Raw genomic sequence first — 20,903 nt, 5'->3', positions numbered from 1 at the left:
GCTGTCTTCAGCAGCTACTTCACCAGTTACTTCAGCGTCTGCCCGCGCGTTTCGGGCATGCGGATGAAGGTGATCAACGTGATCACGGCGCCGGCCAGCACGTAATAGAAGAACCAGCGTTCCATGCCCTTGCTTTGCAGCCAGGTCAGCAGGTAGGGCGTGGTGCCGCCCAGCAGCGCAACCACCAGGTTATACGGCGTGCCGATGCCGACGGCGCGCACGCTGGTGGGAAATTGTTCCGACATGATGGCCGGGGCAATCGCCGTGTACATGGCGTACAGCACCAGGCCGAACAGTTCCACGGCCAGGATCGAGCCGAACGACGGGCCCAGCGTGGTCATGAGCGGGTAGAAGAACACCAGGTAGCCGGCCGCGAAAAAGATCAATTGCGGCTTGCGGCCGATGCGGTCGGACAGCATGCCGAACAGCGGCTGCACCAGCATGAAGACAATCAAGGCCACGGTGTTGGCCGCGAACGCGGTCTTGGGGTCGGCGCCCCCCTGGCGGATGGCGTAGGTGGGCACGTAGGCCACGAAGATGTAGAACGCAAACGTCGTCAACACCGAAAAGCCCACGATGCGCAGCACTTCACGCGGGTGGTCGCGCAGCAGCGTGCGCAGCGGCTGCTTTTCGATGCCGGCTTGCTTGGCGTGCGAAAACGCTTCGGTTTCGGGAATCGAGCGGCGGATCCACATGCCCGCCAAGCCGCCGAACGCGCCCAGCAGGAACGGAATGCGCCAGCCCCAGGAGGCCATGTCGGCCTTCGTCAGGGTGGACGTCAGGATCCAACCCACGGCGGACGCGGCCAGGATGCCCACGGCGGCGCTGAAGAACACAAAGCTGGAATAGAAACCGCGCTTTTCCGGCGGCGCCATTTCAGCCAGAAAGGTCGTGGCCGAGGCATACTCTCCGCCTAGCGACAACCCTTGCAAGAGGCGCGCGGCGGTCAGCAGCAACGGGGCCGCCAAGCCGATGGTGGCGTAGGTGGGGGTGATGGCGATGATGAGGGAACCGCCCGCCATCATCAGAATCGTCAGGCCCAGCGCGGCTTTGCGGCCGTAGCGGTCGGAAAAGATGCCCAGCACCCAGCCACCCACTGGGCGCATGAAGAAGCCCACGGCGAAGATGCCGAAGGTGGCGAGCAGCGCCGTCGTTTCATTGCCTTCCGGAAAGAACTGGCTGGAAAAGAAGATGGCGAACGAGGCGTAGATGGTCCAATCGAACCACTCGACCGCATTGCCTACACTACCGGCCAGAATGGTGCGGGCGCGGGATACGGGCGCCGCGCTGGCGGGCGCGGCGCTTGCCCCTTGCTTGCTGCGCAAGGTCGCGGATGGGCTGCTCATGTCGTCCTCAGGTAAGAGTTTATTTTTGGTCAAAAAAACAGTTTAAATTTGTGTTTTTCTCAATGCGCGAACGTTAGATTAATGAATATAGCCACGTCAAGTAAGGGTAAGCCCTTAACGCCAGTGCTGGATGACACCGACCTGGCCTGCCTGATCGCGTTGCAGGCAGACCCCCGCGCGTCTTGGCGCGAGTTGGGCGCGGCCACCGGTATCGCCGAACGGACCGTGGCGCGCCGCATTCGCCGCCTGATGGACGCCGATGCGCTGCGCGTCATTGCCGAACCCGATCCGCTGGCCATGGGGCAGGGCGTGGTGCTGCATGCCTGGGTGCGCTGTCGATCGGGCCGGGTGCCGGAAGTGGCGGAACAACTGGCGCGGCTGGACATCAGCCAACTCGTGGTAACGCTGGCCGGCACGGCCGACCTGATGGCCGAACTGACCCTGGCCGACGCCGCCGACATGCCGGACGTGGTGACGCGGGTGTTGCCGTCCATTGACGGCGTGGAACACGTGGAAGCGCGACTGGTGTTGCGGCCGTTCCGGCGCGCGGGCCAGTGGCGCATCCAGGCGCAGCCGGCCGTGGCCGCCGCCGAGGCCGCGCCCGCGCAGCCGCCCGCTGCGCTGAGCGAGCCCGAGCAGCGCATGATGGCGCATCTGATGCGTGACGGGCGCGCCAGCCTGGCCGAACTGGCCGAACACGCCGGCGTCAGCGAACCCACCGCGCAGCGCTTGTTGCAGCATCTGGTTGAGCGTCGCGCGCTGAGCTTTCGGGTGGAAGTTGAGCCCGCGTTGGTGGGCTTTCCGTTGGAAGCGGTGATTTCAGTGCAGGTGCGGCCGCAAGCCGTTGACGCGCTGGCCGCGCATCTGGCGCTGGACCCGCATACACGCTGCCTGTTCGGCACCAGCGGCGCATCGCAACTGTTCTGGCACGTGCTGTGCCGCGACAGCCTGCATCTGTGGGAAGTGGTGACACGCCGCCTGGGCGAGCTGGACGGCGTACTCAACAGCGAAGTCGGCGTGGTGATGCGTGCGCACAAGCGTTGCGGCATTGTGCGCGCGGGGGCGCGCCTGGAAGCGGACGCGGCCTAGCGCCCAAGGCAGGCCCGCCCGCGTTCTTGTCTGCGTTCTTGTTGCGTCCGCGCCCGCAGCCGGGGCTGCGGGGCGGGCTTGGTTGCCAGGAACCGCTCGGCGGTTGTTACCTCGGCGGGTGCATCGCTTCATGCGCCCAGATACGCGCGAGCCAACGCGCCGTCTTGCGCAATCTCCGCCGCCGACCCCTGCGCCGCCACACGCCCGGACTCCAGCACATAGGCCCGGTCCGCCAACGACAGCGCCAGCGCCGCCATCTGGTCCACCAGAAGAATCGTCATGGATTCGGCGCGCAGGCGGTCCAGCGCTTCAAACAGCTCGTCGATGATCTTGGGCGCCAGGCCCAGTGAGGGTTCGTCCAGCAGCAGGATCACCGGCTTGGACATCAGCCCGCGCGCAATCGCCAGCATCTGCTGTTCGCCACCCGACAAGAGGCCGGCGCGCTGATGCAGGCGTTCGCGCAGGCGCGGAAAGCGCGTCAGCATTTCCTCGACGCGGGCCTCGCGGTCCTGGGGGTGCAGAAAGGCGCCCAGCCGGATGTTGTCCAGCACGCTCAAGCCGGGAAACACCTGCCGCCCTTCGGGCACCAGCACCAGGCCGCGCGCCACGATACGGTCGGCGGCCAGGTTGTTCAGTTCCATTCCTTGCAAATGCATGCCGCCTTGCGCGGGCCGATGCAGCCCGGCCAGCGTGCGCATCAAGGTCGACTTGCCCGCGCCATTGGCCCCCAGCAGCGCCACCATCTCGCCCTGGCGCACTTGCAGGTCGATGCCGTGCAGCACGGGGTTGGCGCCGTAGCCAGTGACCAGGTTGCCCACGCCAAGTACCTCGGGCGCAACGGGCGCGCCTTCCGGACGTTGCCGCGCGGCCGGCGCGCGCCGGGCGCTGTCATCGCCCAGATACGCCTGACGCACGGCGGGCGACTGTTGGATCTCGGCGGGGTTGCCCTTGGCCAGTTCGCGGCCCGCGTCGATGGCCACGACGTGATCGGACACGCCCATCACCAGCGCCATGTCGTGCTCGACCAGCAGCACGCCCGCGCCCGCTTCGGCAATGCGCCGCAACAGGCCGGCCAGACGCGTCTTGTCTTCGCGCGACAGGCCCGCGGCCGGCTCGTCCATCAGCAGGATGTCGGCGTCGGTGGCCAACGCGCGCGCAATCTCCACCAGCCGTCGGTCCACGTGCGGCAGGTCGGCGGCGGGCACGTTCAGCGCGCCTTCATAGCCGCAGAACCCCAGCAGCGCACGCGCGCGTTCGCGCACGTCCGGCGCCAGGTAGCGGCGCGATCCCAGCAGCCCGCCCAGGCGGCCGCGCACCATGCCCAGCGCCACGTTGTCTTCCACGGTCAAGGTGTCGAACAACTGCGAGGTCTGATAAGTGCGGGCAATGCCGCCGCGCGCTACGCGATAGGCGGGCAAGGCGGCCAGCGGCGTGTCACCCAGCGACACCGCGCCGCTGGTCGGCTGGTAGTAGCCGCTAAGCATGTTGATGACGGTGGACTTGCCCGCGCCATTGGGGCCGATCAGCGCCGTGACGGCGGCGGGCGGCACGTTGAACGACACGGACTGCACGGCGCGCACGCCGCCAAACGTCATGGTCAGCGCATCGGCGCGCAGCACGCGCCCGGCGCGCCCGCCCATCGACATGCCGCCGCCATGGCGCGGTGCAAGCGCCTGGCCCGCCGCGTTGCGACGCCAGCGCGACAGCAAGCCGGCCACGCCGTCCGGCGCCGCCCACAGCACCACCAGCAGGAACACGCCGAAGAACAGCAGGCGGTATTCCTCCAGGCTGGACAGCAGTTCGGGCAGCAGGCCCACCACCACCGCGCCCAGCAAGGGCCCGGCGAGGGATCCCGCGCCGCCCAGCGTCACCGCCAGCACGAACAGAATCGACTGCATGAAATTGAAGTTGTGCGGCGTGATCATGCCGGTCTGCGGTGCGTACAGCCCGCCCGCCAAGCCCACCACCGCCGCCGACACCATGAACGCCACCGTCTTGACCATCAAGGGATTGATGCCGATGGATTCGCTGGCGGTCTCGCTGTCTTTCACCGCGCGCATGGCGGCGCCCCAGGTACCGCGCGACAGCAGCGCGTACGCCGCCAGCGCCACGAACACGGTCACGATCGCCAGCATCGCCACGCCCCGGTCGCCGCCGATGCCGCCCAGCGCGGGCTGCGCGATGCCCATCAGGCCGTTCTGCCCGCCGGTGATGTCGCCGCCTTCGATCAGCGCGTGTTCAACGATAAAGCCGAAGGCGATGGTGATCATGGCCAGGTACGGCCCCTTCACGCGCAGCGCGGGCAGGGCCAGCAGCAGGCCGAAGGCGCCCGCCACCAATGCGGCCATGGGCCAAGCCAGCCAGAAGCTCCAACCCGCCTGGCCGGTCAGGATGGCCACGGTGTAGGCGCCGATGGCGTAGAAGCCCGCGTGGCCGAACGACATCTGCCCGGTCAACCCCAGCAGCACGTTCAGGCCAATGCCGGCCAACGCCAGCAGCGCCACGTTACCCAGCACGAAGACGTAATAGCCGTTGACGGTAGCCGCCAGAACCAGGGCGGCCACGGCCAGCAGCGCGTAGAGCGCCAGCCACAGCCGGCGCGATGCAAGTCGCTTATTCATCAGACCTTCCTGACATCGGCGCGGCCGAACAATCCATTCGGACGCACGGCCAACATGACGATCACCAGCGTGAAGCTGATGATGTGGGTGTACCCAGAGCCCAGGTTCACGGTGATCAGCGCTTCGACCACCCCAAACAACAGGCCCGCGATCATCACGCCCCAGGCGCTGGTGATGCCGCCCAGGATGGCCACCACATAGGCCTTCAAGCCGAACAGCGTGCCCATGTCCGCCTGCACGTTGAACAGCGGCGCCACCAGCGCGCCGGCCACGCCCGCAAACAGCGTGGACACGGCGAAGGCGGCCATGATGGCGCGGCGCACGGGGATGCCCATGAGCCGCGCGGCGTTCGGGTTCTGCACCACGGCCAGCAGCGCCACGCCCCAGCGCGTGCGGCGCGACAGGGTGTGCAGCGCGGCGGCCAGCGTCAGTCCGACCAGTGGAATCAGCAGTTGCAGCGGGTAGACGCCCAGCCCCAGGCCGCCGATTTCAAGCGGGGCTTGGGCCAAAGGCGAAGGCAGGCTGCGCGGTTCCTTGCCGAAGGTGAACATCACCACGTTGTCCAGCACGATGCCCAGCGCCACCGTCGACATCAGCCAGGCGTTGGAGCCCCGGCTGGCAAACGGCCGCACGGCCAGCCGCTCGACCACCAGCCCATACAGGGCGCAGAGCGCCAGCGCCACCAACAGCGCGGGCGCCAGCGGCCAGCCCAGGGTCTGGACGAACGTGTAGGTCAGTACGGCGCCCAGCATCATGGAACTGCCCTGGGCGAAATTCACCGTTCCCGACACGGCGTAGGTCAGGTAGAAGCCCAGGGCCATCAGCCCGTACATGCTTCCCAGACCCAGGCCGCTGACAATGGCGGACATCAACAACATGCGCGTCTCCCGCGTGATGCAATCGGCTTATTGCGCGCCCTTGACGGGCAGGATGCGGTTGTCGACGAAGTGCGTCCACACGTAGTCGTTTTCGCGCAGCGCGTCGTGCGACGTGGGGGTGAAGGGCTGTTCGTAGGTCTTGATCAGGCCGTCGTACTTGCCGATCTTGTAGAAGCCCTGGCGCACCGCGTCGCCATCGGTCGAGCCGGCCTGCGCGATGGCCAGCGCGGCCAGTTGCATGCCGTCATAGGCGTTGGCCACGCCCACCGCCGGCGTGATGTCTTGCGGGCCCTTGATGTCGGAATACTTGGTCTTCAGCGCCTGCAAGACCTTCTCGCCCACCGGCCCTTGCTTGCCGAAGAAGCTGTAGGTCTGCACGAAGTGCACGTTCTTGGCGTTGGGGCCGGCCAATTCGGTAAAGCGCCCGCCCGCGGGACCCCAGTGCGACACGATCGGCACCTTCCAGCCCATGCGGTCCAGCGACTTCACCACTTGTGCCGACGGGCCCACGTTGCCCACCATGAACAGCGTGTCCGCGCCAGCGGCCTTCAGGCGGCTCAGTTGCGGCACCACGTCCAGGTCGTTGGGCTGGAACTTTTCCGTGCCCGCCGCCGTGACCTTGGCGGCGGCCATTGCGGCGTTCAGCCCTTTTTCGTTGGATTCGCCCCACGGGTTGTTCACCAGGATCAGCCCGGGCTTGGTCGTCTGAAACGTCTTTTGCGCGTACTGCAGCATGGCGCTGTCGACGATTTCGTCCATGGCCGACACGCGGAACACAAAGTTGGGGTTGCCCTTGTTGTGCGTGATGGCGGTGCCGGCGGCCCAGGGGCCCATGAACGGCACCTTTTCCTGGTTCACGATGGGCACGATGGCCATCGACACCGGGGTGTCCAGGCCGCCGAACAGCACCGTCACTTTCTCTTTGAAGATCAGCTCGCGCGCGGCGGCCATGCCTTTGGCGGGGTTGCCTTCGTCGTCGCGGCGCACCAGCTCGATCTTGCGGCCGCCCAACAGGCCGCCCTTGGCGTTGATCTCGTCGATGGCGATGGTCATGCCGCGCGTCAGCGCTTCGCCCGCGCGGGCGGATTCACCCGACAGCGCGGTGATCAGGCCGATCTTGATGGGGTCGGCGGCAAGCGCCGGTTGCAGGGCGAGGCCGGCCGTGAAGAGGGCGGCGGCGGTGGCGCGAAGCATGAAGGAACGGCGGGTCGGGACCATCGAGACACTCCTGAAAAAAGTGGAACGGATCTTGCATGGGGTTAAGGGCTGCTTCCCTACCCCATGCAAGATCCATGCCACCTGCGTCCACCGCATTGCTGATTGCCGGGATCGCGCTGCCACGAGGGGAGATGTGGCGTCTTTGGGCGTGGTTTGTATGCGTCAGAGCCGAGTTTTGTTTCCAAAGAACCAAGAATTTTGTTAACAATCATGCATCAGGATTTGCACCAAAATGAACCCAACCTTGCTTGCAGGCACTAATCCGGGGCGTGACGACGCCGCTGCCTGGACCCCCGAGGCCCTGGCTTGCCACGGCCGCTTTGCCTATCAACCGATTGCCGGTCGGCCGGACTACACCTGGCCGAACGGGGCGCGGCTGGCCGTGTACCTGGGCTTCAACATCGAGCATTTCGCCTTTGGCGAAGGGCTGGGGGCGGAACTGGGGCCGGCTTCGCCGCATCCGGACGTGCTGAACTACGCCTGGCGCGAATACGGCAACCGCGTGGGGGCGTGGCGCTGCCTGGAATTGTTTGACGAACTGCGCTTGCCCGCGGGCGTGCTGATCAACACCGCGCTGTATGACCATTGCCCCGACCTGATCGACGCCTTCCTGGCACGTGGCGACGAACTGATCGGCCACGGCTACAGCAACGCGCATCGGCAGGGCGGCTTGCCCGAAGCCGAGGAAAGCGCGCTGCTGGCGCATTGCCGCGACCGCATTGCCCAACACGCCGGCGAGGCGCCCGCGGGCTGGCTGTCACCCTGGATATCGGAAAGCCGCGCCACGCCCGACCTGCTGGCCGAAGCCGGCTACCGCTACACGCTCAACTGGTGCCACGACGACCAGCCCATGCGCATGCGCACGCGCGCAGGCGAGCTATGGGCCATTCCGTACCCGCAGGAACTCAACGACATCCCGATGATCATGGGCCGCAAGATGGACGCGCGCGACTTTGCCGATATGATTCTTGACCAGTTCGAAGAGATGCGCGCGCAGGCGCTGCGCCAGCCGCTGGTGATGGGCATCGCGCTGCATCCCTATATTGTTGGGCAACCGTATCGCCTGCGGCATCTGCGACGGGCGCTGGCGCCATTGGCGGCCGCGCGCGACCGGGGCGAGATCTGGTTCACCACGCCCGGAGAAATCTGCCGTCACGTGGACAGCCTGCCGTCCGGCGTGATCGCCGCGCTCTGACGGGCCAATCCGCCCGTTCGAACCGCGCCGATGCCCGTAATGCCCGTAATGCCCGTCTTGCACGTTTATCCCCGAGTCCAGCATGCCAACCCGAAGCCCCGCAACACCCCGCGCCAAGCCCGCTGCCCGTAAACCGATTGCCGTCGAACCCGCCGTAGCGGGCGCCGCCAGCGCGGGCGACGGCTCGCCCGACAGCGACATGGAACGCCGCATCTGCGAAGCGGTATATGAAAGCGTCATGAGCCAGCGCCTGACGCCCGGCACGAAGCTGCCCGAGGCCGCGATCTGCGAGCTGTTCGGCGTGTCGCGCTCGGTAGCGCGCAAAGCCTTGCAGCGCTTGGCGCACGAGCACGTGGTGGACCTGCACCACAACCGGGGCGCCGTGGTGGCCGAACCCACGCCCGAAGACACGCGCCAGATCTTCCAGGCGCGCCGCGCGCTGGAAGCCGCGCTGCTGCCCTTGGCCGTGGCGCGCGCCACCAAGGCCGACTATGCGTCGCTGCGCAAGCAGTTGCGCGATGAACACGCCTTGCTGCATCGCGCCGGCCAGCCCGCGTGGGCGCGCCAGGCCAGCGCGTTTCACGTGCGGCTGGGCGAGCTTTCCGGCAACGCCATCCTGCACGGCTATCTGGCCGAACTGGTGTCGCGCTGCTCGCTCATCGTGGCGCTGTACGAACCGCCCGGCAACGCCGCGTGCGAACACGACGAACACGTGCTGATCGTGGACCTGATGGAACGCGGCGACGTGGCCCAGGCCGTGAAGATCAATGACAACCACTTGGCGGACCTGGAGCGGCGCATCAGCCTTGAGCGCCCGCAGCCCGCGCAAACCCTTGCCCAGATGCTGGGACTGGCCTGATATGGAAATCGACTTCGACGCAATCACCGAATACCAGCGCTACAAGCTGATGGCCAGCCTGATCGTGCCCCGCCCGATCGCGCTGATCACCACCTTGTCCGAAACCGGCGTGGTCAACGCGGCGCCGTTCAGCATGTTCAACATGCTGGGCGAAGATCCGCCCATCGTCATGGTCAGCATCAACCGCCTGGAAGACGGCGGCTTGAAGGACACGGCGCGCAACATCGCCCGCGACAAGGAATTCGTGGTGCACTTGACCGACGAAGCCATGGCGGAAAAAATGCACCGCTGCGGCGACCGCCTGCCCGCCGACGTCAGCGAACTGGCCCACGCGGGCCTGGACGCCGCGCCCAGCCACCACGTCAAGCCGCCGCGCATCGTGCAGGCCCCCGTCGCGTTCGAATGCACGCTGTACGAAACCATGGAAACCGCCAGCCGCCAGATCTTCATCGGCCAGGTGCGCTGGCTGCACGCGCGCGACGGCCTGATCGACACGGAAACCTGGCGCGTGCGCTTGCAGGATTACTTCCCGGTGGGCAGGTTCGGCGCAAGCTTCTACGTCACCACGCGCGACCGCTACGCCATCGGCGCGGGCGACGCGCCGGCGGGCACGGCGGCGAGTACGGCGATTGATGAGATTTAACGCACGAGGGCTAGCTGTGGATCGACGCGGCTATGCGTGCTTGGGCGCGGCCGGCTAGGCGCGGCCGGCTTAGGCGCGGCCGGCTAACGCGCGGCCAGCCCTTCGGACCGTCCGATGACGCGGGATGTGTCCAAGGGTGCGTCGGCGGCTTCGTAGCCTGCCTCGGAAATCGCGGCGTCCAGGCTACGGTCAGATGCCAAGCGAAGTGCAGGTTTTGCGCACGCAGCGATGCCGAAGGAACGTACTCGCGGGTGGCCTTGTAGAGGCGCTCGGTGGTCGTGGCGTACTTTTCGTGCGGTGGCAGGCCGAGCAGGCTGCAAGCGTCTTCCACACCGCTTATCGGCTGGCCGGCAGCATCGACGTCGAAGCGGTCAACGACCAGCACACGGCCATCGTCGGACATCTGGGCATTGACGACGGGCACGACATTCAGGCGCCGCAATACGCGCAGCGTGAAGAACTCGTTGAATCCCAAATAGGGAGTCCTCTCGTCGGACCCTTTGATGATGTGTTGCGGGGTCCGCAACGTGGCTTTTTCCGGGTCGGCGGCGCCTTGGCTACCCCCGTCGGGAGCCAGGAATTTGGGCACCACGCCTGAGATGGCGCTGCGTGCATACGCGCGCACCAGCGCGTCGAAGCGGGGCGCCGTGTTCTCGGCCGTCAACAGGTCCTTGATATTCAGAGGCGGTAACGGCACGCCAGGAGTTGCGCCTTCCGCTGTAACGGCTACGCGCCCAATACCGGATGCGCCGACGACGGCAAGCAGGGATAAGTCCGTGCCATCCATGAGCGGGCCAAACAGCTCGCGGATTACGCCAAGCAGATGCCCTTCAGGCAAGTTTTGGCGAAAGAACGGGTGCAAGTCGCGGGGCCATCGCCACGCCGCCTCGCGCACTGGCATCGTAAGACTGACGAAGGCGTCGTCGGGGGCGTCAGGGACATAATCGAGAACGTATTCGTCTGCCTCGCGATAAAGCTTGGCGACGTGGCGTCCGAGAACGTGGACGTCCAGTTTCATGGCTTATTCCCCGCGCCGTTGTTCGGCCAAAATGTCTTCCAAGGTCCGCTGGTGGCCAGCTTTGACAACTTTAAGATCGTAGCCGGCTGCGTCCAGCAGCCGCACCAGCGCTGATACGCTCATGTCGTTGCGTGCCAGGTTTTCCATGCGCGTCAGCGTGGTTCGGGCGACATCCGCGCGCCGGGCCATTTCCTCTTGCGACAAGCCGCTTTCCTTGCGGGCCGAGCGCAGCATCTCCGCGACATCGCCAAGTGTGGTCATTTTGTAGCCCCTGGGCATCAGAATTGGCTAATTCTAGCTAATTTGTAGCCCTGAGGCTACATCGAAGATCAATTACCAGCCCGCATTTCCGCCGCCCGGCCCCTTCAAATACCGCGCGAAGCGCTGTGACAGAAAATCCACGAACGCCACCGTCTTGGCCGGCAGGTTCAGGCGTTCGGGGTACAGCGCGTGGATGTCGGCGGCGGGCGTGCGCCAGTCGGTCAGCACTTCGCGCAGTCGGCCGTCGCGCAGGTAGGCGGCGGTTTCCCATTCCGAGCGCATGACGATGCCGTGGCCGTCCAGCGCCCATTCCAGCGCGCTTTGGCCGTCGTTGGAACTGACCGGGCCGCGCACTTTCACGGTTTCCGTGCGTTGGCCGGATTCCAGCCGCCAGGTGCCGTAGGCGACCTCGTTTTCGCGCACCACGATGCAGCGGTGGCGTTGCAGTTCGCCCGGGGTGCGGGGTTCGCCGTAGGTGTCCAGGTAGCGGGGCGACGCGCACAGCAGCCGCCGGTTGGACGCGATCTTGCGGGCCGTCAGGCGGGCGTCGGGCAGGTCGCCGAAGCGCACGGCCACGTCGAAGCCTTCTTCGATCAGGTTCAAGGGCCTGTCCGTCAGCCGCATCTGCACTTCCACATCGGGATACTGGCGCGCGAAATCCGAGACGGCCGGCACGATGTGCGCGCGGCCGAAGCCGAACGTGGCGTTCAGCCGCAGCAGCCCCTGAGGTTGTGCGCGGGCGCTGGACACCGAGCGTTCCAGCGCCTCAAGGTCAGCCAGGATGCGCCCGCCTTCGGCGAGATAAAGCTCGCCTTCCTGGGTAACGCTGACGCGCCGGGTGGTGCGGTTCAGCAGCCGCACGCCCAGGCGCTGCTCCAGCCGGGCCAGCCTGGCGCTGATGGCGGGCGGCGTCAGGCCCAGTTCGCGCGCCGTGGCGGACAGGTTGCCGTGTTTGACCACCAGCGAAAAGAAAGCAAGATCGGAAAGGGCGTCCATGGCAGTCCCCAGGCGTTGGCAATTTATAAATTAAATCTAATAAAGATTTAGTTTTTCCGCGAATTATAAAGACCCAAGCGGCCTATAAACTGGCCGCTCCACTATAGAGCCGCAGTGCCACTGCGCCACCACGCGGCCAACCGAGGAGACATCCGCATGACCATCAAACCCGTAGCCGGCGCCCTGTGCGCGGCCCTTGCCGTTGCAGCCTGTTGGACCGCGCCGGCCACTGCCGCCGACGCCTTTCCTGATCGGGCGATCACGCTGATCGTGCCCTTTGCGCCTGGCGGCAGCGTGGATATCGCCGCGCGCCTGATCTCGGAGGCCTGGGGCCGCGCGCTGGGGCAGAGCGTGATCATCGAAAACCGGGCCGGCGCGTCCGGCAACATCGGCATGTCCGCCGTGGCGCGCGCCCAGCCCAACGGCTACACGCTGGGCATCAACACCATGTCGCTGGCCATCAACCCGGCACTGTTCAAGACCATGCCGTTCGACACGGGCAAAGACCTGCGGTCGGTGGGCACCGTGGGCACGTCGCAGCACGTGCTGACGGTGACGAACGCCTTGCCCGTGGCCAACGTCAGCGAACTGCTGGCCTATGTGCGCGCCCGCCCCGCGAATGACCTGAGCTTTGGGTCGGCCGGCACCGGCAGCACCTTCCACATGGCGGCGGAATTGTTCAAGTCCGTGTCCAAGACGCAGATCCTGCATGTGCCCTACAAGGGCGGCGGTCCGGCCATGGTGGACACCATCAGCGGCCAGGTGCAGATGAGTTTTCCGGTGTTGTCCGCCGCCAAGCCGCAGGTGGACGGCAAGAAGCTGCGCGCCCTGGGCGTGACCGGCACGACGCGCTCGCCGCTGTTGCCCGATGTGCCGACCATCGCCGAGTCCGGCCTGCCGGGCTATGAGTTCAACACCTGGTTTGTCGTCAGCGCGCCGGCCGGCACGCCGCAACCGGTTATCGACACCTTGAACGCCAAGCTGGCCGAAGCCCTGCAATCGACCGAGCTCAGCACGCGCATGCAGAAAGAGGGCTTCGAGCCGCTGGTGTCGACGCCCGCGAAGACGGACGACATGGTGGCCGCCGAAATGACGCGCTGGGCCAAGGTGGTGAAGGACGCCGGTATTCAGGCCAACTGACTGCCTGATTGAAGCCATTGCAAGACGCGCCCGCGCCTGTCGCGGGCGCTCAAATTCAAGGAAGCAAGACATGCCCCGCATGACGCTGTACGACAAACTGGTGGCCAGCCATGAGGTGGCCCGCATCGACGACGAGCACATTCTGCTGTACGTGGATCTGCACATCATGAACGAATACACCAGCCCGCAAGCCTTCAGCGGACTGGCCGCGCGCGGCCGCGACGTGTTGCGGCCGGGGCAGCAGATGGCGGTGGTAGACCACATCATTCCCACGCACCCGGTGCCGTCGGCGCTGCGCGTGATTGCCGATGAGGCGTCGTCGCGCCAGGCCGTGAACCTGAAACGCAATTGCGACGCGCAGCACATCGCGCTCTTCGATACGACCGACCCGTTGCAGGGCATCGAGCACGTGATCGCGCCCGAGCACGGCATGATCCTGCCCGGCATGGTGGTGCTGTGCGGCGACAGCCACACCACCACCTATGGCGCCCTGGGCGCGTTGGGCTTTGGCATCGGCACGTCGGAAGTCGAACACATCCTGGCCACGCAGACGCTGGTGTACCGCGTGGCGCGCAACATGCGCGTGCGGGTCGACGGCGTACTGGGCACGGGCGTGTCCGCCAAGGACCTGGTGATTTATCTGGTGCATCGCATCGGCGCGCAAGGCGCGCGCGGCCATGCGGTGGAATTCTGCGGCGAGGCGATCGACGCCTTGTCGGCCGAGGCCCGCATGACCCTGTGCAACATGACGGTGGAAGCCGGCGCGCGCGCCGCGCTGATCGCGCCGGACGCCACGACCGACGGCTACGTCACCGCGCACGCGCCGCAGTTGCAGGGCGACATGCTGGCGCAAGCGCGCGCGTACTGGGCCACGCTGCGCACCGATGCCGACGCGGTGTTCGACGCCGAACACGTGTTCCATGCCGCCGACATCGCGCCGTTCGTCACCTGGGGCACCAGCCCCGATCAAGCGGTGCCGGTCACGGGTTGTGTGCCCGACCCGCAAGCCGAACCCGATCAACTCGCCCGGCTGGCGCTGCAAAAGGCCATGGACTATATCGGCCTGGAACCCGGCGCGCCGATCGCCGGGGTGCCGGTGGACCGCGTGTTCATTGGGTCCTGTACCAACGGGCGTATTGAAGACCTGCGCGTGGTGGCCGGACTGGTGCGGGGCAGGAAGGTGGCGGCGGGCGTGCGCGCCATGGTCGTGCCGGGTTCTGGCGCGGTGCGCGCGCAGGCCGAAGCCGAAGGCCTGGCGGCGTTGCTGATCGAGGCGGGTTTCGAATGGCGCCAACCGGGCTGTTCGATGTGCCTGGCGATGAACGACGATGTGCTGCGCCCGGGCGAGCGCTGCGCGTCCACCACCAACCGAAATTTCGAAGGACGCCAGGGGCGGGCAGGCCGCACGCACCTGATGAGCCCGGCGATGGCCGCCGCCGCCGCGCTGGCCGGCCGCATTGTTGACGTCCGTGACTGGAGCCAAACCCAATGAATCCGCTGATTGAAGGCATCGCCGCGCCGTTGCCGTTCTCCAACCTGGACACCGACCAGATCATGCCCAAGCAGTTCTTGCGCATCATCGACAAGGCGGGGCTGGACCGAGGCCTGCTGTATGACCTGCGCTTTGACGAGCATGGCGCCCCGCGCGCGGATTTCGTGCTGAACCAGGACGCTTACGCGGGCACCTCCGTGCTGGTGGCCGGCCCGAACTTCGGCTGCGGGTCCAGTCGCGAGCACGCGGTGTGGGGCTTGCAGCAGTTCGGCATCCGCGCGGTGATCGCGCCCAGCTTTGGCGAAATCTTCTACTTCAATGCGGTCAACAATGGCTTGCTGCTGGTCAGCCTGCCGCCCGCCGATGTCGACGCTTTGCTCGCGCGGGTGTCCAATACGCAAGCGCCCGGGAACCACCGCGTGGCCATCGACGTGATGGCGGGCCAGGTCCGCGCCGCCGACGGCTGGACGGCGGGCTTTACCTTGCCGGAGCGGCACCGCCGTATGTTCGCCCAAGGCCAGGACCTGGTGGGCGCGTCGCTGTTGCAATTGCCTGACGTGGAGCTCTTCGAGGCCGCCCACTGGGCGCGGCATCCGTGGATGAAGGATGTGGCGCGCACGGTCCGCGACCGCCTGGATTCTGCTCGACAATAAACGCACAAGGAGACCCTACCCATGACCGCATTTTTCGACCTGCCCGTGCGCCGCATCCCGGCTAATGGCATTGAGATCGCCGCGCGCATCGACGGGTCGGGTCCGCCCTTGCTGCTGCTGCACGGCCATCCGCAAACGAGCGCCATCTGGCACCGCGTGTGGCCGGAGCTGACCCGGCATCGCACCTGCGTGGCGGCCGACCTGCGCGGCTATGGCGACAGCACCAAGCCCGTGGCCTCGCCGGACCACGCCGCGCATTCCAAGCGCGAGATGGCCGCCGACATGCTGGGGGTGATGCGCGCGCTGGGCCACGAGCGTTTCGAGGTGCTGGCGCATGACCGTGGCGCGCGCGTGGCGCATCGGCTGGCGCTGGACCATGCCGGCGCCGTGTCGCGCATGATGCTGCTGGATATCGCACCGACGCTGGACATGTACGAAGGCACCACGCGCGCCTTCGCCCAGGCGTACTTCCATTGGTTCTGGTTGATTCAGCCCGCGCCCGGTCCGGAAACCATGATCGAGCACGACCCCGTTTTCTACCTGCGTTCGGTGATGGGTGGACGCCCCGGCGGCCTGGTGCATTTTTCCACCGAGGCGATGGCCGAATACGAACGCACGGCCCGCTTGCCCGGTTGGGCCACCGGGTTGTGCGAAGACTATCGCGCGTCGGCCACGATAGACCTGGAGCACGACCGCGCCGGCCGCGCCTCGGGCGAGCGGCTGCGCATGCCGGTGCGGGCGCTTTGGGGCGAGCGCGGGGCGGTGGGCAAGAATTTCGACGTGCTGGCGCTATGGCAGGCGATTGCCGACGAGGTCTCGGGCGGCCCCTTGCCGGGGGCGCATTACCTGGCCGAAGAATGCCCGGATGCCGTGCTGCAAGAGGCCGGCGCGTTCTTCGGATGGCGCTGAACGGCCGCCGTCAAGCTAGCCTTGGTGGGCGATAGGGCTATCCATAAAGGGACACAGCCCGGGTGGTAACCTTCGCCCCATGAATCGTTACTTCGCTGATCTTTCCGAACTGCCCGACCCTGAAGACGCCCAGCGCGTCTTCAAGGCAACCGACTCCCCCTGCGTGGCCGTGTGCTCGACCCTGTTCGACGACATCTGCCGAGGCTGCGGCCGCACGGCCATGGAAGTCGCCAACTGGGTGTTCATGTCGGAAGAGGAAAAGCGCGACGTCTGGGTGCGCATCAAGGCGCAGGGGTATCCCCGGCGCAACAACTAAGGCGGGGCGGGCCGGGTCTACCGGCCATTTTTTTTCCCCGCTGTTTCGGGTCTGGCCAACGTGGCCTGGTGTCGTGGCCCTGTCACATGGCACGGGCTAAATCGCGGTATCGCCGCAAACGCGGCGCACTTCCGGCCCTATCATGCGCATCGTCCTGGTTACGGATGCCTGGCATCCGCAAGTCAATGGCGTCGTCCGCACCTGGACGACCATGCGGCAGATTCTGCATGAATGGGGCCACGAGCTGATCGTGGTGAGCCCGGAGGGCAGCCGAACCGTGCCGGCGCCGTCCGAGCCCGATCTACGTCTGTGCCTGCAACCCAGGCGGCAGTTGCGCCGCATCCTGGGCGAAACCATTCCCGACGCGCTGCACATTGCCACCGAAGGCCCGCTGGGGCTGGCGGCGCGCCGCATGGCGCTGTCGCGCGGCTGGCAATTCACGACGTCATTCCACACCATGTTCCCCGACTACCTGCAAGCGCGGATGGGCATCCCCGCCGCCTTGCCGTGGCGCTACCTGCGCTGGTTCCACCGGCCTTCGCAATGCGTGCTGGTGCCCACGCCCACGGTGCGCGATGTGCTGGTGCGTCGTGGCCTGGGCAACTTGCAGGTCTGGTCGCGCGGGGTGGACGCGCGCAAATTCCAGCCGACCCGAAGCCAGGCATTCGCGCATCTGCCGCGCCCTGTCTTTCTGAGCGTGGGCCGCGTGGCGCGCGAGAAGAACCTGGATGCCTTTCTGTCGCTGGACTTGCCGGGCAGCAAGGTGGTGGTGGGGGCGGGCCCGGACGAGGCGCGGCTGAAAAAGCGCTTTCCCGATGCGGTCTTCCTGGGCATGCAGCAGGACGACGCGCTGCCCTCGTTCTACGCCGCGGCCGATGTGTTCGTGTTTCCCAGCCTGACCGACACGTTCGGCCTGGTGATGCTGGAGGCGATGGCTTGCGGCACGCCCGTGGCGGCGTTTCGCAGCGAGGCGCCGCTGGCGGTGGTGAACCAGGGCGTCACCGGCTGCCTGGACGACGACCTGGCCCAAGCCTGCCGCGCCGCGCTGCCGCTGGACCGTGACGCAGTGCGGGCGCATGCGCTGACCCGCAGCTGGGACACGGTGGCGACGAGCTTGCTGGATGCGCTGGTGCCGCTGGTGGCCGTGCCGCCGCAAGTGCCGGCATCCCCTTCCCGCGCCGCGTCGGCGCGGGCGGAATGATGAACTGATCTTTCCCTGGTTTTTTTCAGGGACGGAATTCCGCGCACCGTGCCGAACCGGTACAATGCCCGGCAATCCTGAGGAGCGTTGCGACGACCCAGCGGTTCCCGCCATGCACGGTAAGTGCAACGGCAATGTGCAACAGCACGTGGACCCCGGCTCGCCAGGCTCAGGAATCCTTGTTCAAGCGCCGCGCCTTGCGCGTCGCTACAGCAACGGCGCTCACCTTTGTCGCATATGGCGGGAAAGGCGAGCACTCGACTGTCGTGGTGTATTCGCGTTGTCCGGCCATATCGTGCGCCGTTCGATATTCACGTGGAGCCTACACACCATGAACGCTGTTACTGATAAATCCTTCTCCGATTACCTGGTTGCCGACCTGTCGCTGGCTGGCTGGGGCCGTCGCGAACTGGCCATCGCCGAAACCGAAATGCCCGGCCTGATGGCCATCCGCGAAGAATTCGCCGCCGCGCAGCCGCTCAAGGGCGCGCGCATTGCCGGCAGCCTGCACATGACCATCCAGACCGGCGTGCTGATCGAAACGCTGGTGGCCCTGGGCGCCGAAGTGCGCTGGGCCTCGTGCAACATCTTCTCCACGCAAGACCACGCCGCCGCCGCCATCGCCGCGTCCGGCACGCCGGTCTTCGCCGTCAAGGGCGAAACGCTGGAAGAGTACTGGCAGTACACCCACAAGATTTTCGAATGGCCCAATGGCCAGCACGCCAACATGATCCTCGACGACGGCGGCGACGCCACGTTGATGCTGCACCTGGGCACCAAGGCCGAGAAAGACATCTCGGTGCTGGCCAACCCGGGCAGCGACGAAGAGCGCATCCTGTTCGCCGCCATCAAGGAAACGCTCAAGCGTGATCCGAAGTGGTATTCCACCCGCCTGGCGCAGATCAAGGGCGTGACGGAAGAAACCACGACCGGCGTGCATCGCCTGTACCAGATGTCGCAAAAGGGCGAGCTGGCCTTTGCCGCCATCAACGTCAACGACTCGGTCACCAAGTCCAAGTTCGACAACCTGTACGGCTGCCGTGAATCGCTGGTGGACGGCATCAAGCGCGCCACCGACGTGATGGTTGCCGGCAAGATCGCCGTCGTGGCCGGTTACGGCGACGTGGGCAAGGGCTGCGCCCAGGCGCTGGTCGCCTTGCGCGCCCAAGTCTGGGTTACCGAAATCGACCCGATCTGCGCCCTGCAAGCCGCGATGGAAGGCTTCAAGGTCGTGACGATGGAAGAAGCCGCTGTCCATGGCGACATCTTCGTTACCGCCACCGGCAACTACCACGTCATCACGCGCGAGCACATGAACGCCATGAAGGACCAGGCGATCGTCTGCAACATCGGCCACTTCGATAACGAAATCGACGTTGCCGGCCTGGCTGACTGCCAGTGGGAAGAAATCAAGCCGCAGGTTGATCACGTGATCTTCCCGGACGGCAAGCGCATCATCCTGCTGGCCCAAGGCCGCCTGGTGAACCTGGGTTGCGCCACCGGCCACCCGTCGTTCGTGATGTCGTCGTCGTTCGCCAACCAGACCATCGCCCAGATCGAACTGTTCACGCGCAACGAAGCCTACAAGTCGGGCGAAGTCTATGTGCTGCCCAAGCACCTGGACGAAAAGGTTGCCCGCCTGCACTTGAAGAAGCTGGGCGTGAAGCTGACGACGCTGCGCAAGGATCAGGCCGACTACATCAACGTGCCGGTCGAAGGCCCCTTCAAGCCCGAGCACTACCGCTATTGATTGGTTGAAAGCACAATAGGAAATGCCGCGCCATGTTGGCGCGGGTTTCCAAGCCGCGGGTGAACCTGGTTTTCACCCAGTTAAAACCAGGCCGCGGCGCGTCAACACAGGAGTTCGAACATGGTGGCACTGATACTCGTCTGGATCCTGAACGCGGTGGCCCTGCTGGCCGTCGCCTACCTCTTGCCCGGTATCGTCGTGGCCAGTTTCGGTTCAGCGCTGATCGCGGCGTTGGTGCTGGGCCTGGTCAACATGCTGGTCAAGCCGGTGCTGGTGTTGCTTACCTTGCCCATCACGATCGTCACGCTCGGGCTCTTCCTTATCGTCATCAACGCCTTGTTGTTCTGGTTCGTCGGCTCCGTGCTGAAGGGCTTCCAGGTCAACGGGTTCTGGTGGGCCGTGGGCGGTGCCATTCTGTACAGCATCATCTCTGGCCTGCTTACCAAACTGATCCCCTAATGTCTGACTCGACTTCCCCTGCTTTCAGCCTGGAGTTCTTTCCTCCGCGCGACCTGGCCGGCCAAGAGCGGCTGGTGCGCGCGGCCAAGCAGATGCTGGCCATTCAGCCCAAGTACGTCAGCGTGACCTTCGGCGCGGGTGGTTCCACGCGCGCCGGCACGGCCGACGCCGTGCGCACGTTGCGCAACCTGGGTTGCGATGCGGCGCCTCACTTGTCTTGCGTGGGCGCCACGCGCCAGGATCTGCGCGACATACTCCAGACGTACAAAAGCGAAGGCGTGCGGCGCGTGGTCGCCCTGCGCGGCGACCTGCCCTCGGGCATGGGCGGCGACGCGGGCGAGCTGCGCTACGCCAGCGAGCTGGTGTCGTTCATCCGCGAGGAAACCGGCGACTGGTTCCACATCGAAGTGGCCGCCTATCCCGAAATGCACCCGCAAGCCGCCAACCCGTCGGCTGACCTGGATCATTTCGTGGCCAAGGTGAAGGCCGGCGCCAATGCCGCCATCACGCAGTACTTCTTCAACGCCGACGCCTACTTCGACTTCGTCGACCGGGCCCAGGCCAAGGGCGTGAACGTGCCGATCGTGCCGGGCATCATGCCCATCACGAACCACACGCAACTGCTGCGCTTTTCGGAAATGTGCGGCGCGGAAGTGCCGCGCTGGATTCGCCTGCGGTTGGCGGAGTTTGGTGACGATAAAGCGTCCATCCGCGCCTTTGGCGTGGATGTGGTGACCGAGTTGTGCCAGACCCTGCTGGACAACGGCGCGCCGGGTTTGCATTTTTATACGCTGAACCAGGCAGAAGCACCGCTTGCGGTGTGGAAGGAACTGGCGCTGTAAAGCTTGCGTAGGATGGG

At 66.1% G+C, this 20,903-nt stretch carries 20 protein-coding genes and 1 riboswitch; of the genes, 13 read left to right on the top strand and 7 right to left on the bottom strand.

Annotated features, from left to right (window positions below):
* Positions 1 to 26: 26 nt before the first annotated feature.
* Complete coding sequence (locus ACE04A_RS25465; RefSeq protein ID WP_485820661.1) at positions 27 to 1,346, bottom strand: MFS transporter; 1,320 nt, start codon at positions 1,344 to 1,346, stop codon at positions 27 to 29.
* 81 nt (positions 1,347 to 1,427) lie between these two features.
* Here ACE04A_RS25465 and ACE04A_RS25460 point away from each other — a divergent pair, with 81 nt between their 5' ends.
* On the top strand, positions 1,428 to 2,435 hold the full coding sequence (locus tag ACE04A_RS25460; protein WP_448718298.1) for an Lrp/AsnC family transcriptional regulator: 1,008 nt from the start codon (positions 1,428 to 1,430) through the stop codon (positions 2,433 to 2,435).
* Between the two features lie 128 nt (positions 2,436 to 2,563).
* Here ACE04A_RS25460 and ACE04A_RS25455 read toward each other — a convergent pair whose 3' ends face one another.
* Genes ACE04A_RS25455 through ACE04A_RS25445 form a run of 3 tightly spaced genes read right to left on the bottom strand, consistent with a single transcriptional unit; the run spans position 2,564 to position 7,152 of the window.
* Entirely contained in the window at positions 2,564 to 5,056 is a 2,493-nt protein-coding gene (locus ACE04A_RS25455) for a branched-chain amino acid ABC transporter ATP-binding protein/permease (protein ID WP_279994277.1), read from the bottom strand.
* On the bottom strand, positions 5,056 to 5,934 hold the full coding sequence (locus ACE04A_RS25450; RefSeq protein ID WP_100853873.1) for a branched-chain amino acid ABC transporter permease: 879 nt from the start codon (positions 5,932 to 5,934) through the stop codon (positions 5,056 to 5,058). Before ACE04A_RS25450 ends, ACE04A_RS25455 begins: the two co-directional genes overlap by 1 nt.
* A gap of 27 nt (positions 5,935 to 5,961) precedes the next feature.
* Positions 5,962 to 7,152 carry an ABC transporter substrate-binding protein gene (locus tag ACE04A_RS25445; protein ID WP_259251042.1) on the bottom strand — a complete coding sequence of 397 codons (1,191 nt, stop codon included), beginning with the start codon at positions 7,150 to 7,152 and terminating at the stop codon, positions 5,962 to 5,964.
* A gap of 232 nt (positions 7,153 to 7,384) precedes the next feature.
* On the opposite strand from ACE04A_RS25445, the gene ACE04A_RS25440 reads away from it, so the two are divergent.
* From ACE04A_RS25440 to ACE04A_RS25430, 3 genes are all read left to right on the top strand, one after another.
* Positions 7,385 to 8,347: a polysaccharide deacetylase family protein gene (locus ACE04A_RS25440; protein WP_448718299.1), complete on the top strand. Its 963-nt coding sequence runs from the start codon at positions 7,385 to 7,387 to the stop codon at positions 8,345 to 8,347.
* An 82-nt stretch (positions 8,348 to 8,429) separates the two neighbouring features.
* Positions 8,430 to 9,206 carry a GntR family transcriptional regulator gene (locus ACE04A_RS25435; protein ID WP_259251040.1) on the top strand — a complete coding sequence of 259 codons (777 nt, stop codon included), beginning with the start codon at positions 8,430 to 8,432 and terminating at the stop codon, positions 9,204 to 9,206.
* 1 nt (position 9,207) lies between these two features.
* A complete protein-coding gene (locus ACE04A_RS25430; RefSeq protein WP_050446162.1) occupies positions 9,208 to 9,849 on the top strand; it encodes a flavin reductase family protein in 642 nt (213 codons plus the stop codon).
* 10 nt (positions 9,850 to 9,859) lie between these two features.
* Here ACE04A_RS25430 and ACE04A_RS25425 read toward each other — a convergent pair whose 3' ends face one another.
* From ACE04A_RS25425 to ACE04A_RS25415, 3 genes are all read right to left on the bottom strand, one after another.
* Positions 9,860 to 10,867, bottom strand: a complete 1,008-nt coding sequence (locus ACE04A_RS25425) for a type II toxin-antitoxin system HipA family toxin (RefSeq protein ID WP_448718300.1) — start codon at positions 10,865 to 10,867, stop codon at positions 9,860 to 9,862.
* Between the two features lie 3 nt (positions 10,868 to 10,870).
* Positions 10,871 to 11,128, bottom strand: coding sequence for a type II toxin-antitoxin system RelB family anti-toxin (gene relB / locus ACE04A_RS25420; RefSeq protein WP_050446164.1), 258 nt, complete (start codon positions 11,126 to 11,128; stop codon positions 10,871 to 10,873).
* A gap of 72 nt (positions 11,129 to 11,200) precedes the next feature.
* The gene (locus ACE04A_RS25415) at positions 11,201 to 12,124 is read right to left on the bottom strand and encodes a LysR family transcriptional regulator (protein ID WP_448718301.1); all 924 of its coding nucleotides are present in this window, start codon (positions 12,122 to 12,124) and stop codon (positions 11,201 to 11,203) included.
* Between the two features lie 156 nt (positions 12,125 to 12,280).
* On the opposite strand from ACE04A_RS25415, the gene ACE04A_RS25410 reads away from it, so the two are divergent.
* From ACE04A_RS25410 to metF, 9 genes are all read left to right on the top strand, one after another.
* Entirely contained in the window at positions 12,281 to 13,264 is a 984-nt protein-coding gene (locus tag ACE04A_RS25410) for a tripartite tricarboxylate transporter substrate binding protein (protein ID WP_279994282.1), read from the top strand.
* 70 nt (positions 13,265 to 13,334) lie between these two features.
* Positions 13,335 to 14,756, top strand: coding sequence for a 3-isopropylmalate dehydratase large subunit (gene leuC, locus ACE04A_RS25405; protein WP_259251034.1), 1,422 nt, complete (start codon positions 13,335 to 13,337; stop codon positions 14,754 to 14,756).
* The gene (gene leuD, locus ACE04A_RS25400) at positions 14,753 to 15,409 is read left to right on the top strand and encodes a 3-isopropylmalate dehydratase small subunit (RefSeq protein WP_448718302.1); all 657 of its coding nucleotides are present in this window, start codon (positions 14,753 to 14,755) and stop codon (positions 15,407 to 15,409) included. Before leuC ends, leuD begins: the two co-directional genes overlap by 4 nt.
* A gap of 21 nt (positions 15,410 to 15,430) precedes the next feature.
* A complete protein-coding gene (locus ACE04A_RS25395; RefSeq protein WP_485820660.1) occupies positions 15,431 to 16,318 on the top strand; it encodes an alpha/beta fold hydrolase in 888 nt (295 codons plus the stop codon).
* Between the two features lie 79 nt (positions 16,319 to 16,397).
* Positions 16,398 to 16,634 (top strand): DUF1289 domain-containing protein, encoded by a 237-nt coding sequence (locus tag ACE04A_RS25390; RefSeq protein ID WP_050446170.1) that lies wholly within the window; start codon positions 16,398 to 16,400, stop codon positions 16,632 to 16,634.
* Positions 16,635 to 16,776: 142 nt separating this feature from the next.
* Positions 16,777 to 17,835 carry a glycosyltransferase family 4 protein gene (locus ACE04A_RS25385; protein WP_485820659.1) on the top strand — a complete coding sequence of 353 codons (1,059 nt, stop codon included), beginning with the start codon at positions 16,777 to 16,779 and terminating at the stop codon, positions 17,833 to 17,835.
* 73 nt (positions 17,836 to 17,908) lie between these two features.
* Positions 17,909 to 18,066: riboswitch (S-adenosyl-L-homocysteine riboswitch) on the top strand.
* Positions 18,067 to 18,166: 100 nt separating this feature from the next.
* The gene (gene ahcY, locus ACE04A_RS25380; protein ID WP_100853883.1) at positions 18,167 to 19,585 is read left to right on the top strand and encodes an adenosylhomocysteinase; all 1,419 of its coding nucleotides are present in this window, start codon (positions 18,167 to 18,169) and stop codon (positions 19,583 to 19,585) included.
* Positions 19,586 to 19,708: 123 nt separating this feature from the next.
* Positions 19,709 to 20,044, top strand: a complete 336-nt coding sequence (locus tag ACE04A_RS25375) for a phage holin family protein (protein WP_050446250.1) — start codon at positions 19,709 to 19,711, stop codon at positions 20,042 to 20,044.
* Positions 20,044 to 20,886: a methylenetetrahydrofolate reductase [NAD(P)H] gene (metF, locus tag ACE04A_RS25370; RefSeq protein ID WP_259251030.1), complete on the top strand. Its 843-nt coding sequence runs from the start codon at positions 20,044 to 20,046 to the stop codon at positions 20,884 to 20,886. The genes ACE04A_RS25375 and metF overlap by 1 nt, the downstream gene beginning before the upstream one ends.
* Positions 20,887 to 20,903: the final 17 nt, after the last annotated feature.

Source organism: Achromobacter colocynthidis (genome assembly GCF_057334535.1).
This window is presented reverse-complemented; position numbering and strand designations above follow the sequence as displayed.